This window comes from Sphingomonas sp. CFBP 13720 (genome assembly GCF_014842075.1).
In the GTDB taxonomy this organism is placed as follows: domain Bacteria; phylum Pseudomonadota; class Alphaproteobacteria; order Sphingomonadales; family Sphingomonadaceae; genus Sphingomonas.
In genome coordinates this window covers 422,991-438,151 of sequence record NZ_JACYVA010000001.1, presented here as the reverse complement: position 1 = coordinate 438,151, position 15,161 = coordinate 422,991, and the positions used below count along the sequence as shown (strand labels likewise).

At 67.3% G+C, this 15,161-nt stretch carries 12 protein-coding genes; 4 read left to right on the top strand and 8 right to left on the bottom strand.

The genetic code is table 11. The features are described 5' to 3' along the window. Nucleotides 1–230: 230 nt before the first annotated feature. The 8 genes from IFT55_RS02145 to IFT55_RS02110 form a co-directional block, all read right to left on the bottom strand. Nucleotides 231–1,193, bottom strand: a complete 963-nt coding sequence (locus tag IFT55_RS02145) for a Csu type fimbrial protein (RefSeq protein ID WP_192088735.1) — start codon at nucleotides 1,191–1,193, stop codon at nucleotides 231–233. After that, nucleotides 1,190–3,604: a fimbria/pilus outer membrane usher protein gene (locus IFT55_RS02140; protein WP_192088734.1), complete on the bottom strand. Its 2,415-nt coding sequence runs from the start codon at nucleotides 3,602–3,604 to the stop codon at nucleotides 1,190–1,192. The genes IFT55_RS02145 and IFT55_RS02140 overlap by 4 nt, the downstream gene beginning before the upstream one ends. Further along, nucleotides 3,582–4,313 carry a fimbrial biogenesis chaperone gene (locus IFT55_RS02135; protein ID WP_192088733.1) on the bottom strand — a complete coding sequence of 244 codons (732 nt, stop codon included), beginning with the start codon at nucleotides 4,311–4,313 and terminating at the stop codon, nucleotides 3,582–3,584. Before IFT55_RS02135 ends, IFT55_RS02140 begins: the two co-directional genes overlap by 23 nt. A gap of 19 nt (nucleotides 4,314–4,332) precedes the next feature. After that, entirely contained in the window at nucleotides 4,333–4,830 is a 498-nt protein-coding gene (locus IFT55_RS02130) for a Csu type fimbrial protein (protein ID WP_192088732.1), read from the bottom strand. A gap of 448 nt (nucleotides 4,831–5,278) precedes the next feature. Then, nucleotides 5,279–5,623, bottom strand: coding sequence for a hypothetical protein (locus tag IFT55_RS02125; RefSeq protein ID WP_192088731.1), 345 nt, complete (start codon nucleotides 5,621–5,623; stop codon nucleotides 5,279–5,281). 139 nt (nucleotides 5,624–5,762) lie between these two features. Then, the gene (locus tag IFT55_RS02120) at nucleotides 5,763–7,514 is read right to left on the bottom strand and encodes an NAD-dependent malic enzyme (protein WP_342029207.1); all 1,752 of its coding nucleotides are present in this window, start codon (nucleotides 7,512–7,514) and stop codon (nucleotides 5,763–5,765) included. Next, the gene (locus tag IFT55_RS02115) at nucleotides 7,444–9,006 is read right to left on the bottom strand and encodes an alginate export family protein (protein WP_192088730.1); all 1,563 of its coding nucleotides are present in this window, start codon (nucleotides 9,004–9,006) and stop codon (nucleotides 7,444–7,446) included. Before IFT55_RS02115 ends, IFT55_RS02120 begins: the two co-directional genes overlap by 71 nt. A gap of 82 nt (nucleotides 9,007–9,088) precedes the next feature. Next, on the bottom strand, nucleotides 9,089–10,426 hold the full coding sequence (locus IFT55_RS02110; RefSeq protein ID WP_192088729.1) for a dicarboxylate/amino acid:cation symporter: 1,338 nt from the start codon (nucleotides 10,424–10,426) through the stop codon (nucleotides 9,089–9,091). A gap of 239 nt (nucleotides 10,427–10,665) precedes the next feature. Between IFT55_RS02110 and IFT55_RS02105 the strand changes: the two genes are divergently transcribed. The 4 genes from IFT55_RS02105 (at nucleotide 10,666) to IFT55_RS02090 (ending at nucleotide 15,101) form a co-directional block, all read left to right on the top strand. Further along, nucleotides 10,666–12,381, top strand: coding sequence for a sensor histidine kinase (locus IFT55_RS02105; protein ID WP_192088728.1), 1,716 nt, complete (start codon nucleotides 10,666–10,668; stop codon nucleotides 12,379–12,381). Further along, nucleotides 12,378–13,679, top strand: a complete 1,302-nt coding sequence (locus tag IFT55_RS02100; protein WP_192088727.1) for a sigma-54-dependent transcriptional regulator — start codon at nucleotides 12,378–12,380, stop codon at nucleotides 13,677–13,679. Before IFT55_RS02105 ends, IFT55_RS02100 begins: the two co-directional genes overlap by 4 nt. A 158-nt stretch (nucleotides 13,680–13,837) precedes the next feature. Then, a complete protein-coding gene (locus tag IFT55_RS02095) occupies nucleotides 13,838–14,398 on the top strand; it encodes a sigma-70 family RNA polymerase sigma factor (RefSeq protein ID WP_249403526.1) in 561 nt (186 codons plus the stop codon). Continuing rightward, a complete protein-coding gene (locus tag IFT55_RS02090; protein ID WP_192088726.1) occupies nucleotides 14,391–15,101 on the top strand; it encodes an anti-sigma factor in 711 nt (236 codons plus the stop codon). The genes IFT55_RS02095 and IFT55_RS02090 overlap by 8 nt, the downstream gene beginning before the upstream one ends. The last annotated feature ends 60 nt before the right edge of the window (nucleotides 15,102–15,161 follow it).

The following is a 15,161-nucleotide window of genomic DNA, read 5'->3' as shown; positions in this document are numbered from 1 at the left end:
CGTTGATTAATCGATTTGTAACCATCGGTCGAGCGGTCGTGCGATATCAAATACTTGTGTGGCATTTGTGCACCGGGCCGGGGCATCCACCCTGTCTGGAAAGGTGTACGTCGGGCTGCATCGTCGGCCCGCCCGGCGGGCCCATTCGACGGAAAGCGTGCAAAGGACGCGATGCCGCCACATCGCGACCGACCGGCGGCGACGGTGATGCAGGCCTGCTGGAAACTGGCCTAGTAGGTGATCGTCGCCACCACGGTATCGACATAGGCACCGGGATTGGCCGCGCGCTGTACCGGCACCTGTCCGTACACGGTGATCCGTTGCGCCGATCCCGTGCCGGTGCCGGACACGGCCTGCGCGCCGCTTCCCCACCGCACGCTGAGTCCCGCATTGCCGTACAGGCCATAGGCGATCAGACCGCCCGATGGTCCCTTCATCCGCCGCGTCGACGCCGCATCGGGATTGCGCCCGGCGTCGAGCGCCACCGCCCAAAGCGTTTGCGCGGTGCAGGTCAGGGTGATCCGGCTTTGCGCCGCGACGGGGACCGCGAGTACGCCGACCGCCGGAAAGGCCAGATCGGTCGCGGCGATCGTGCAGCTTCTGGCCGGTGTCGCGGTCACGCTGAAGGTCGGGTACAACGTGCCCGTACCGACGAACCCGGTGCAGTCGGTGCTGGCACCCAGCAGCACCGCTCCATAGACGAAGCTGGTGGCATTACCCAGAAAGTCCGACCGATACTGGTCGGCCGGCGCGGTAGTCTGCGCACCCAACAGACGGCCATAGACCGGTCGCGTGATCGTGCCCGCCCCGGCCAGCGATCCGGCAAGGACCATTCCCGGCACCGACCCAAGCGCAGGGTTCGCGATCGATCCCCATGGCTGCGTCCGGGCGGCGTCCTGATAGAGTTGATAGCGCAGCGATCCCGATGGCGAGGTCATGAGCCGCGCCGATCCGTCGGTCCCGCCGCTGCCCGCCGGGATACCGGGGCAGATCTTGACGACGCTGAGCAACGGGATGCTGGTGCAGGTCACCGATATCGTGCCGGTCGCGTCCACGGCGTTGCCGTCCAGCAGGACAGGACTGCCGAAATCGATCGCGGAGACGGTCGCCGAACAGATTTGCGCATTGGCATTCGCCGGTGCGGCGACGGTGCCGAGGATCAGCAGCACGAGGACGAGAAACGCATGCCTCATACGGGTGCGCCCGGAACGGGACGACAGGTCGCGACCAACCGCACCTGTTCGCCGCGCCGGGGGGCGAAGCCGAACGTCGCACGGCATTGTCGGCCATCGGGATCGGTGACGAGCAACAGGTTGCGCGGTTCCAGCATGCCCAGATACGCGGCCCCGTCATATCCGACGACATCGTCGGGTTGCCCCGCCCGCGCGACGATCGATCCGACCGGCAGCGGCTGTCCGGCGTCGTCGACGATACGCACCAGCGCAGCATCGGACGTCGTGGCGATAGCGAAGCGGACCATCGCCGGTACTCGGGTAAAGGCGGCTACGTCGGCATGCGTCGTGTCGATCCGGGCATCGACCGGTAACGATGCCGGATCGATCGTGATCGCGCTTGGTTCGAAGGCCGCGAGATCGGGGACGAGCAACATGCCCGACCGGCCCGTCGTGCCGACCAGCCGGTTTTCGCGATAGACCCGGACGCCCGGCGCGGCGGCGTCGACCACCGCGAATGACTGGTCGAGCCGGCGGGCGGCATGCAGCCCGCCGCCGACCAAGGCGACGGCGCCTTCCGCCTGCATCGTGCCCGAAAATCGGCCGCCCGCGTACAGTCCGGTGGCCTCCAGCGCGGCCCATTGGGTGGAGTGGCGAACGATGGCGTGCGCGATCCGGTCGCGACCCTCGGCGACGCGCACCGACCAGCCCCAACTGCCCGGTTCATATGCGCCCTGACGCGATGCTTCGGCATAGACCGACCTGCGGCCCTGCGAGACATTGACCCCGGCGCTGGCGGACGTCCGCTCGCCCAGCGGCACGCTGGCACCGAGGAACAGGCCGAACGATCCGCCGCGACCCAGATCGGCGACCGCGCTGGCGATAATCGCCAGTCGGCCGACACTGGCGGTCGCCGACAGGTTGGCGAGCCGGTAGCGGTCGCCGGTCGCGGCGCGCGAGTTGACGAGGCTCAGCCCGAGCGAAGCGTCCAGCCGTCGCAGGGGAAGCGACAGCGAGAACTGGTCGACTTCGCGTGGTGCGCCGAAAACCCGCCGGTCGCCCGCCTGTACCGGGCCGAACGATGCGGTGCGCGACGCGAGATCCTGATAGGGTCCGATCGCCCGCATCGTGCGGAGCAGGATCACCAGATCGGCCCGTCGCGTTTCGAACGCCACGTCGATCAGCCCGCCGGTCCGTCCGCCGGCATAGCTTGCCGATCCCGCGACCGACAGCAAGGCGGCGTCGCGCAGGTTGAGCACGCCGCCTGCGCCGGCCTGCGTCACGCCCGCGCCCGCTTCGACATGTCCCTGCACGGTAAAGCGGTCGGACAGGCCGCGCCGGAGCGATGCCGATCCGATCGGCCGTCCGTCATAGTCGTTCGAGCGCGTGGCGAAGCCGCGCCGTGGGAAGCCGAGTTCGGCGCTGAAATCGGTCAGCCCCCGAGCCAGCAGTTGCGGCGACGCATAGAACGGCGTCGACGATATCGTTTCGCGACCCAGCGCATCGCGCACGACCACCGTCGCCTGTCCCGCGCCCTGAACCATCGGCGGATGCGCGATGGCATAGGGACCGGCGGGTAAATCGGCCGACAACGCACGGACCCGATCGATATACAGGTCGAGTGTCGATGGCGCCGCCGCACTGCCCGACAGGCGCGGGATGGGCAGCGTGACCAGATCGGGCCGGATGCCGAAACTGCGCTGCAACTGAATGCCCGCCATGCGGATCGGGCGCGTCCATGCCAGACCGCCGTTCACGACATCGCCCGCGCGTGCGGTGACGAGGCGTTCGGGGTCTTCGTAGCTGTAGGTGGTCGACAGCCGGGTGACGCGCAACCCGTCGCCGGTAACGCCGATCGCATCGCTTTCGACCAGTCCGAACGCCCCGAACATGCGCAGGCCGACCGCGCCCGACACCCCGCCGAAGCGCGGTCCGCCGGGCGTGTCGCTGGCGCTGGCGAACAAGGTGTAGTCCAGCGTCGCGCCGGGGGGCGGGCGAACCGCCGCCACACGGCGCGCGTCGCGATCCCCGCCGGCCGCATCGATGATCGTCGGGCGTTGCGCCGTGGGGCCGAGCGTCAGCCACATCGTCTGTCGCGCGTCGTCATAGCGATGGAACAGGCCGGGCACACGGTCGAGCATGACCTCGCCCGCCGCATCCGCGCTGACCGATTGCACGCCGATGGTGCGCAGTTCGGCGGCGGGCGAGCTGAACCGTCCGTTCGCCCGCCGCGTGAAGGACGCGACGTACCCGGTGGAATGATCGTTCAGATAGACTTCGAGTTGCAGATATTCGAGTTCCTGCGGCGCGGGATCGACCGCGACCTCCACGCCGAAGCCCGCGCGCGCTTCCTGCGCCGCGGCCGGGGCGGCGGCACAGGTTGCGGCGACCGCCAGCCCCCATGCGACGTCACTGCGCCGGCTGGACGACAAGCGGCAGGTCCAGCGCACCGCCGTCCGACAGGGCGGTCATCCGCAGTCCGGCCGTTCCGGCGTTAACGCCTGCGCCCAGCGGCAGGCGGAATTGCGATCCGGCAAGTACATAGCCGACCAGCCCGGCGCGGTCGAACAGCCGTCGTCCGCCGCCGGTGATCGCCAGATCGGCCAGCCGCAGCCGACGCGTGCCGCGATTTCGCCCGACCAGCGTGGTGCCATAGGCGGAGGTTTCCACGTGCCACGTCACGTCGGACGTCCGGCGTGGGATGTCGGAGAAGAACGCCGGAATCGACTGTCGCACGACCAGATTGACCGTCCCCGGCCGGGCGGCGGCAGGATCGGGCACTTCGTCGATCAGCACGCGGTAGGATTCCTCACCCACCGGCGGGGACTTCGCGGTGCGGACGACGCGGACCAGATATTGCTGTTGCGGAGTCAAGGTGGCGAAGGGCGGGCTGGCGACGACGCCATCGGCAGGCACCAGCGTATCGACCCCGTCCGGCGCGGTCCATCGCATTACCCGCACCTGCACGCGCACCGGCCGCTGTTCGGCGTTCACCAGTGTCAGCGAGGTCGTGCGTGCGCCCGGCAGCGGGTCGATCAACACCGGCGCGACGCGGATATCCGAAGCGGATGCAGGTCCGCCGATCGCAAGCGCAAGCGCGAGCGCGAGCATCCCCGCACGACGGGCCGGCGCGTTGGTCATGACCACTTCCTGCACCGGATCAATAGGTCACCGTGACCTGAACGGTATCGGTGTAGTTGCCCGCCGCCGGCGTGCCTTGCGCCGGTACGCGGCCATAGACGGTCAAGGTCTGGACCACGCCGGTGCCGGTTCCGGCCAGCGTATCGGTGCCGACGGTGTTGCCCCATTGTTGCGAACGGGAGGCATCGCGGAACAGTTCATAGGTGATCGTCGCGCCTGCGCCCGACGTCAGACGCCGCGCCGCAACGGTCGCACCCGCACCCGATCCGGCATTCAGCCCGATATTATATGGGGTCGTGTTGGTGCACTGTACCCCGATCGTGCTGGTCGATGTGATCGCGGTTTGAATGACGCCGGTATTCCCGAACGCCATGTCCGACGCGGACGTCAGCCGGCATTCCGCCTGTACGGTCAACGTCACCTGAAACTGTGTGCTTTGTTGGGCGGAAGCCGGCAGGGCGGTGGCGAGTATTGCGACGACCGACGCGGGTAACAGCCCGATCCAATAGCGTTTCATGACAGCTCCGTTTGCGGTTTGTCCTGTCGGGACATTAACCGCGAACGGAAGGGCAAAAGGATAACACTCCGTTTTCGGACGCAATTTCGCGAACTGGACGCGCCCGGGAGCAGCCGCCCGATCCTAGCGCGCGCAACCGGGTATCCTCGTTTGCAGGTCCGGTCGCCGTCCATCGCCTTCGACGATCTGGCCGCTACCCGAGGCTGGCGTGGCCGCTACCCCCGGGGGGGAACCACGTTCAACGAGACGCCGGCGTTTGGTCATCGCCGTCAACCTGTCCCGAATCTACCCGACCGCCGCCGGTGGCTGCGAAGGCACGATCGTCGACGATTTCCGCTGGTCGAACTCGGGACAGGCGCGGATGACGATCGGCATCACCGACGTGCAGGCCGGTCCGGCCCGGAACGATGCCGGTCCGCGATCTCGGACCGACGGCGTTCAGAACCGGTCAGCCGCAGACGCGGCGTCCGTTACGCACGACGTAGCGGCAGGGTCCACGATACTGGACGCCCATCGCCGCCGCCTCACGCGAGTTGCCGGGGATGATCCGTACGCGCTGGCCACGCCGATCGTCACGGCGGCGATCGCGCCGGACCTGCCGATCGCGCCGATCATCGCGGTAGCGTCGGTCGTCGCGGTAGCGGCGATCGTTGCGGACCTGCCGGTCGTCGACCCGCTGTCCGTCGCGATACCCTTGCGCATATTCACGCGATTGCGCCTGCGCGACAGGCGCGGTGCCCGCGATCGAACAGAGAAGACCGACGCCTGCGATCAGGCCGAACCAATGTTTCATGCTGTAATCCTTCCATGCGGATGCTGCATCCGCATGGCTGAACCGGCGCTGACGGATGCGGCGCTGCATGTTCAAGCCGCGCCGCGGTGCAAGGTTCCCGCGATGGTCGCGGGCCAAGACACGGCGGGGCGGCCCCGGGTCAGTAGGTCGGCGACCACATCCGCGCGGCAATCGCGTCGCGATCGATCGCGTCGGGCGTCGTCGCCACGCCGTCGGCGACCGCGCGCTGTGCCACGACGACCGCGATATCCAGTGCCACGTCGCGCAGCCGTTCGATCGGCGGCAACAGCGTCTCGTCGCCACCCATATCGCCCAACGCGCGTGCGGCGGCCATGAACATGCCGTCGGTGATCGCAGTCGCACCCGCCGCCAGCGCGCCCAGCCCGACGCCGGGGAAGATGTAGACGTTGTTGACCTGAGTCACGCCCGCGATGCCGAACGGGCTGCCCGTACCGACCAGCGCCCGGCCGGCGGTCCAGCGCAACAGGTCGGACGGATGCGCCTCCGCACGCGAAACGGGGTTCGACAGCGGGAAGATGACCGGCCGTTCCACGCCATGCGCCATCGTCCGCGCCACCGCTTCGCCGAACGCACCATGCTGGCCCGACGCACCGATCAGCACGGTCGGATGGACGTTGGCGACCGTGTCGAACAGGTCGACCGGTCCCGACGTCGTCCGCGTCCAGCCCGCAAGCTCGGCCGGGTCGCGCGCCAGCAAGGCCTGCGACTCGCTCAGCGCCGCCATGTCCGACAGGATCAGGCCGTCGCGATCGACCGCCCAGATGCGAGCGCGGGCGGCGGCTTCGTCCAGCCCTTCTTCCATCAATGCCTGGACCAGCATCGTCGCGATGCCCGTGCCCGCCGCGCCCGCGCCGAACAGCACGACACGCTGTTCGGTCAGCGGCGTGCCAGTACGCCCGATCGCCGACAGCAGCGTGCCGACGGCGGTCGCCGCCGTGCCCTGAATATCGTCGTTGAAGCTGAGAATACGGTCGCGATAGCGATCGAGCAGCCGATAGGCGTTGTGCCCCGCGAAATCCTCCCACTGCAACAGCACGCCGGGAAAGCGGTCCGCGACCGCCGCGACGAAATCCTCGACGAACGCGTCATATTCAGGACCGCGAATGCGGGCGTTGCGCCAGCCGACGTACAGCGGATCGTCGCGCCGCGCGGCATTGTCTGTGCCGACGTCGAGCAGGATCGGCAACACTTCGGACGGGCGGATTCCGGCGCAGGCGGTGTACAGCGCCAGCTTCCCGATCGGGATGCCCATGCCGCCGGCCCCCTGATCGCCCAGGCCGAGGATGCGTTCGCCGTCGCTGACCACGATCACCTTGACCCGGTCGAGCGCGGGATCGCCGAAGATCTCCGCGATCCGCTGGCGATTGGGCCATGACAGGAACAGGCCGCGCGACCGCCGCCATATTTCGCTGAACCGTTCGCAGCCTTCGCCGACCGCAGGCGTGTACACCAGCGGCAGCATGGCGGGCAGGTCGCGCTGGACGAGTGCGTGAAACAGCACCTCGTTCGAATCCTGCAATTCGCGCAGGAAGGAATAGCGGTGGAAGTCGTCCGGCATCCGCGCAAGCGCGCGGCGCCGACGTTCGACCTGACTGTCCAGCGTGCCGACATGCGGCGGCAACAGTCCATGCAGGCCCAGCCGGTCGCGTTCGGCTTCGGTAAAGGCGGTGCCCTTGTTGGTCAGCGGATCGGCGAGCAGGGCGCGCGCAGCGGCATGGACGGCGGGGGAAATGGCGATAATCCTTACAATCGTCCGCCGCCCGGCATCGAACCGGGGCGGCGGACAAGGGGGTGCGGGCTTACAGCCGGAAGCTGATCCAGCCCGCGAGAAAGTCCGAATTGCGGTATCCGGCGTCGGACAGCGCACCACGGGCGATCAGATGTTCGTAGCGCGTGGTCAGGTTGACGCGCGGGCTGATCGGATAGGTCGCCTGGAACCGGATGGTGTCGGCGACCTTGCGCGCATCGCCCAGCTGGGTGCCGGCGAACGCCTGTCCGTTGGCGCGATACACCGCGTCGTTCAGGCTGTCGCGCCACGACACCTGATACTCGCCCGTCACGCGCAGCTTGGGCGTGGCATTGACCGTCAGGCTGGGGGCCAGCGCGATCAGGTTGGTCGGCGTGGCGTACAACTGATAGCTGTAATAGATGTTGTTGCCGAACGGTGCGAGCGAGTTGCGCAGCGTGCCGGTGCCATAGGCGCCGCCGCCGCTGGCGTAATCAAAATGCAGTCCGATCCGTGGCGCGGTCTTCGACTTGCCCAGCTTGTAAGTCTGCTGCAGCAGGATCAGCCATGCTTCGATCGGGCGTCCGTTAAACTCGCCGCCCTGATAATTGACGGTCCAGTCCAGATTGACCGGTCCGACGTCGCCATACAGGTGCAGGCCATAGAATTTGCGGGTTTCGAGCGCGGTCGCCGACCCCCACACCGCCGCGCTGTTGCGCAACCGCCAGACGAAGGGATCGAGATACAGCTTCGATCCGCCGAACAGCGTCGTCGGCAACACCACGCCGCCCGAAACCCCGGAAAAGCGACGGTTGTCATCGACGATATCGTCGCCCGTGCCGCCGGTGGCCAGCCGCGTCGTCTTGAAGTCGAACACGTCGCCGCGCAGCGTGTCGCCCTTCGCCCATGCCCGCACGCCGTTGTACACGAAGAAGATCGTGTTGTTGTCGCGCGGCACGACCATCAGATTGGGACCATCGGCAAAGGTCTGACGGCCATAGCGCACGCCCAGATCGACACCGCCGACGGTGCCGGTCACGTCGACGAACGATTGCTGGACGACGAGGTCGTTCTGCAACTGTCCCGCCTTCACGCCTAGGTTGCGGCCCGACAGCCCGCCATGCGCCAGTTCGCCGAACAGCCGGACGTGATCGCCCAGATGCAGGTCGGCCCCGCCAACGATGCGGTTGATGTCCTGACGCTGCGCCTCGCGGTCGCGCAGGTTAGGGTTGGTCGTCTGGTTGACGCGCATGCGGAACTCGCCGGACAGCGTCAGATAGACGTCGTCGCCCGCGATCGGAATGTACTTCAACCGGTCGAGTACGTCGTCGCGCTTCTTCGGATCGCGGAACTTGGTCCAGTCTTCGGCCCAGCGCGACTGGTTGTAGCCACCGGCGGAAGCGCCGTCGCCACCGGCTTCGGACGGATATTCCTGAGCTGCGGGCCGGGCGCTTCCGCGCTGCGCGATCGGGCCGGGGCCGGGCGCGGTTTGCAGTACGGGCGCGTCGGTCGGGGTGGGGGTGGTGTCGCCGGGTGCTGCAACGGCAGCGACGGCGGCGGGGTCGCTAGGTGCCGCAAGCGCTGCGACGGGGGCGAGGGAAAGGGTTGCGGCGGTGAGCCGGATCAGCTTCTTCATCGGGCGGGCTTTCTTCCTGCGTTTGCAGGACCATTATACGACGGTCGCCGATCCAACCGGGCGACCGCCGTACAGGATTGGATCACTCGGCGGCGACAGCGCCCTCGGGCATCTGGTCGACGCGCACGCTGCGGCCTGCCAGCGCGGCATCGAACTGCGCCTTGTCGAGCTTGCCTTCCCACTTGGCCACGACCACCGTGGCGACGGCGTTGCCGATGAAGTTGGTCAGGCTGCGGCACTCGCTCATGAACCGGTCGACACCGAGGATCAGCGCCATGCCCGCCACCGGGACCGTCGGCACGATCGACAGCGTGGCGGCCAGCGTGATGAAGCCCGCGCCGGTCACGCCCGCCGCACCCTTCGACGACAGCATCGCGACTGCCAGCAGCAGCACCTGCTGTCCGATCGTCAGGTCGACATTGCATGCCTGTGCGATGAACAGCGCCGCCAGCGTCATGTAGATGTTGGTGCCGTCGAGGTTGAACGAATAGCCGGTCGGCACGACCAGTCCGACGATCGACTTGGGCGCACCGGCACGCTCCATCTTTTCGATGAGCGAGGGCAGGGCGCTTTCCGACGACGAGGTGCCCAGCACCAGCAGCAGTTCGGCCTTAAGGTACGAGATCAGCTTGAAGATCGAGAAACCGCACACCCGGGCGACCAGCCCAAGCACGACCACGACGAACAGCAGCGCGGTGAGATAGAAGGTGCCGACCAGTGCGGCGAGGCTGAACAGCGTCGCAATGCCGTATTTGCCGATGGTGAACGCCATCGCGCCGAATGCACCGACCGGTGCGGCCTTCATCACGATCGCCACGACCTTGAAGAACGCGATCGACACGTCGTTCAGCGCGTCGAGCACGCGTTCGCCCTTTTCACCGATCATGGCGAGGCCGATGCCGAACAGGATCGCGACGAACAGCGTTTGAAGGATGTTGCCTTCGGTCAGTGCCGACAGGAACGTGTCGGGAATGATGCCGGTCAGGAAGCCGGTGATCGTCGTGTCATGCGCCTTCGCCGCATATTCGGTGACCTTCGTCGCGTCGAGCGTGGCGGGGTCAATGTTCAGTCCGGCACCCGGCTGGACGATGTTGCCGACGATCATGCCGACGATCAGCGCGAGCGTGGAGAAGGTGAAGAAATAGAGGAACGCCTTGCCCGCGACGCGGCCGACCGACGCGAGGTCGCGCATGCCGGCGATGCCGGTGACGATCGTCAGGAAAATCACCGGTGCGATGATCATCTTCACCAGTTTGATGAACGCATCGCCGATCGGCTTCAGCGCTTCGCCGGTCGACGGATAGAAGTGTCCAACCAGCACGCCGGCGACGATCGCGACCAGCACCTGAAGATACAGGTGGGCGTACCATGGCTTGGCGGCGGGCGGTACGGCCGGGTGGTCGGTGGCGGTGATTATCATGGCGACAGCCTTTCATCCTCTGTGATGCACCTGCCCGACTCTTGACGACGGTCCGTGCGCTGGCAGCAGGATAGAATGTTGCACTCCTCGTTGTCCTAAATGCATCCGTAAGAAATTATCGCGTTAAATCAGTACTGTACCACGCGGCCATTGGATAGCTTGTGTCGAAATTGCTCCACCTGCGGCAGCGAGTGTGCAAGATGTTGCACATTGTGTGACGCGGGGATAAGGCTTGGCAGATGCGGACCCTACGCGCTTCACAGATCGGATGGATCCTTGCTGCGCTGGTGCTGAGCCTGTGCGTCGCGGTGCTGACCGGACGGATCGTCGAACGGCGTGCGCGGGCGGAACTGATCGCGTCGATGACCGCCGATGCGCGGCTGCGTCAGGTATTGCTCGCCAGTGAGATCGCCCGTTTCCGCCTGTTGCCGCTGGCGTTGGCCGACGATCGCGACGTCATCGGCGCGGTCGACGGGTCGGCGGGCGCACGAGGGGCGCTGGACCGCAAGCTGGAGGCGCTGGCGTCGGCGACCGGCGCGTCGGTGATCTATGTCGTCGACCGCAGCGGCGTGTCGATCGCCGCGAGCAATTGGCGCAGCGACGCGAGTTTCGTCGGGCGCGATTACCGCTTCCGTCGATATTATCGCGATGCGGTGCGCAACGGGTCGGCGACGCAATTCGCGCTGGGGACCGTCAGCCATCGTCCCGGCCTGTATCTCAGCCGGCGGACGCGGGGCGGGGGCGTAGTGGTCGTGAAGTTGGAGTTCGACCGGATCGAGCGCGAATGGCGAGCCGCTGGCGGCATCACCTTCGTGACCGATGCGTCGGGTGTTATCCTGATCTCCAGCCGCCCCGCATGGCGGTTTGCCGCGACCGGTCCGATTCCGGCCGCGCGCGCGGCGGCGGTGCGTGCGGACACGGGTACGGCGAAACTACAGCCGTCGCCGTTCGTGGTTCGCGGCGACGTGATTCGCGTAGGCGGCGAACTGGCACCGCGCGAACGCGTGACGACGTCGCCGGACGAAGCGGGGTGGCGGGTGCATCTGGCCATGGCGCAGCCGCGCACGATCGGCGGTGTCGTCCGTGCTGCGCAGGCGGCGGCGGCGCTGATCACGCTCGCGCTGCTGTCGCTGGCATGGGCGCTGCGGGAACGCGCCCGGCGCAGCGCATTACGGACCAGCGAACTGGAAGCGGCGGTGGCGGATCGCACCCGCTTGTTGCGTGCCGAAATCGAGGAACGGGCGGCGGCGGAGGCGCGCGCCGCCGACCTGCGCGAGGGGTTGAGACAGGCGAACCGGCTTGCCGCGCTGGGCCAGATCACCGCCAGCGTGGCACACGAGACCGCGCAGCCGGTGGCGGCGATCCGCAACTATGCCGCGGCGGCGCGACAGTTGCTGGACCGCGGGGATGCGGCGTCGGTCCATGACAATCTGATCGCGATCGCCCGACTGACCGAGCGGATCGGTGCGGTCACCGCCGAACTGCGCGGCTTCGCGCGCAAGGGCAGCGGGACCATCGGTCCGGTCTCCCTGGCAGGGATCGTCGAGGGCGCACGGCTGATCCTGAAGGAACGGTTGTCGCAAGTGACGCTGGAATTGCCGGAGATCGGTCCCGATCTGCTGGTCCTCGGTGGCCGGGTGCGGCTGGAACAGGTGCTGGTGAACCTGTTGCAGAACGCGATCGAAGCGCTGGCGACCCACCCCGATCCGCGCATCGCGATCCTGTTGTCGATCGAAGCGGAACTGGTGACGATCGCGGTAGCCGACAACGGTCCCGGTATCGCGACGGAGGTCGCCGACCGGATGTTCACGCCGTTCGTCACCAGCCGTCCGAACGGACTGGGGCTGGGGCTGGTGATCGCGCAGGATATCATGACCGATCTGGGCGGCTCGCTGCGGCTGGTGCCGTCGGAACGTGGGGCGCGGTTCGAACTGACGCTGCGGCGCGTGCCATGAGCGGGGCGGGGCGCGTCGCACTGGTCGAGGACGATGCCGACCTGCGGGCATCGACCGCGCAGTTGCTGACGCTGGCGGGGTTCGATGTCGTGCCGTTCGCATCGGCGCCCCCCGCGCTGCTGGCGATCGACGCCACGTTCGACGGGATCGTCGTCACCGATGTTCGCATGCCGCACATGTCGGGCATCGAACTGTTCCGCATTTTGCAGGAGCGCGATCCGACCCTGCCGGTGGTGCTGGTCACCGGCCATGCCGACGTCGAAATGGCGGTCGACGCCATCAAGGGCGGGGCGTGGGATTTCCTGTCCAAGCCGTTCGATCCCGACGCGCTGATCGCCGCCGCCACGCGCGCGATGGCGGCACGCACGCTTGCGCTGGACAACCGCCGGCTGCGCGCACTGGCGGTCGAGGATGATGCGTCGGGACTGGTCGGACGGTCGGACGCCATCCGTCGGTTGCGCGAGATGATCCCGGTGCTGGCCAACGCCGATATCGACCTGTTCGTCGAAGGCGAGACCGGCACCGGCAAGGAATTGCTGGCCCGGCTGATCCATCGTGCGGGGAAGCGGGCGCGGCACCGGTTCGTGGCGGTGGCGTGCGCGGCGTTGCCCGATACGCTGGTCGACAGCGACCTGTTCGTCGCGACCGGCGACCATGGGGTCGTCGCGGCGCATCGCGGCACCCTGTTCCTCGACGATATCGATCAGGCGTCGCGGCCGTTGCAGGCGCGGCTGACACAGTTGGTCGAGGAACGCGCGGTACGCGGGACGCGCGATACCGTGCCCGTCGACGTCCGCATCATCGCGACCGGCGCGGAAGAAGGTCAACGACCGCCCGATGCGATCGGCCCGGCGCTGCTGTACCGGCTGGCGGCGGTCCGGGTGCGCATGCCCCCGTTGCGCGAACGGCGCGAGGACGTGCCGTTGCTGTTCGCGCATCTGGTCGACCTGTCGGCGGCGCGGTTGCGGCGGGAAGTACCGGCGTTGACGCAGGCGTCGCGCGATTTCCTGACGCGTCACGACTGGCCGGGTAATGTCCGTGAACTGGCGCATTTCGCCGACCGGTTCGTGCTGGGACTGGATGCCGCGTCCGATCCCGTCGCGACGTCCGATGGCGATGCGATACCGCTGCCCGACCGGATCGCCGCGTTCGAGCGTCAGGCCATTCTTGCAGCGATCGCGGCTGCCGGCGGCGAGATCGGTACGGCGATCGATCGGCTGGGCATCCCGCGCAAGACATTTTATTACAAGGTCCAGCGGTTGGGGATCGATCTAAAATCGGTGCGACGGCCTTCATAACGTATCGGTAATGGAACGTCTTTGCCGATCGGGCATTCCCATGTCGCGGACCAGCACTGGCCATCCTGAACAGGGTGTCGGCATGATCGGGCCGGATAATCGTACAGTCGGCAACTTGACCGGCACCAGACGGGGTGGACGATGACGGACATGGTCGCTTGAACGACAATGAAGTGGATCGTCAGCGTCTGAAAAGCGCGCTGGGTGCCGTCGCCGCACAGGATCGGACCGCGATGCGGCTGATCTATGACCAGACCGCCGACAAATTATTCGCCGTGTGCCTGCGCGTGCTGAAAGACACCGCTGCGGCAGAGGATACGTTGCAGGACGTCTATCTGAAAGTGTGGCACCACGCCGCACGCTTCGATGCGTCGCGCGCCAGCCCAATCACTTGGCTGTGCAGCATCGCGCGCAACACCGCGATCGACCGGTTGCGATCGTCGCGACGGGTGCCGACCGGCGATGGCGAGGTGCCCGATCTTATCCCGGACGATGCGCCGACGGCCGACGTCGTGCTGGAACAGCGTCAGGCGCAGGCGCGCATGATCGATTGTATCGGTCTGCTGGATGGTGACCATGCCCGTTGCATACGGGCTGCTTTTTTCGACGGTCATACCTATGTGCAACTGGCGGATCGACATAATGTGCCGCTAGGAACGATGAAGAGCTGGATCCGCCGTGGCCTGCTCCGCCTGCGGGAATGCCTCGACGATGCCTGATAGCGCGACCATCGATGAGGATGATCTGGCAGCGGCCGAATTGATGCTCGGCGTGCCGACAGAGGCCGAGCGCGCCGTGTTGCAGGCACGTGCCGACCGCGATCCGACCTTTGCGGCGCGGGTCGAACGGTGGAATGAACGCTTGGCACCGCTGTTCATGGAAATCGCTCCGGTGCCCGCTCCCGCCGGGAGCTGGGATCGGATCGCGGCGCGGTTGCCCGTCGATCCGGCCCCGGTGTTGCAACGTCGGGTACGGCGTTGGCAATGGGCGACCGGCGCGGCGACGGCGGTCGCGGCGGGGCTGGCGGTGCTGCTTGCGATCCCGACGCCACCGGTCGTGGTCGAACGGCCGGCGCCGGTCATCGTACCGCAACTCGCCGTCGCCCAGCTTTCCGACGAGAGCGGTACGCCGCTGCTGGCGGTCGGGATCGAACGGCGCAGCGGACAGGTCAGCGTGCGGCTTCAGGACCTGCCGGCAGCGGCGCGTGTGCCCGAATTGTGGATCATCCCGTCGGGCGGTACACCGCGTTCACTGGGGCTGATCCGCGCCGACGGTACGATCGACGTCGCGATCCCGCATGATCTGCGCGCAAGCCTCGGCAAGGACGCGACGCTTGCCGTCAGCATGGAACTGCCGGAGGGTGCCCCACACGCCGCGCCCGCCGGACCGGTAGTCGCGACGGGCGCAGTGGTGACGCTTTGACGATGGTCTATCGTCGTCCGGTGGTGCCCGGCGTCCTAAGACGAGCGGCGTAGAACAGCC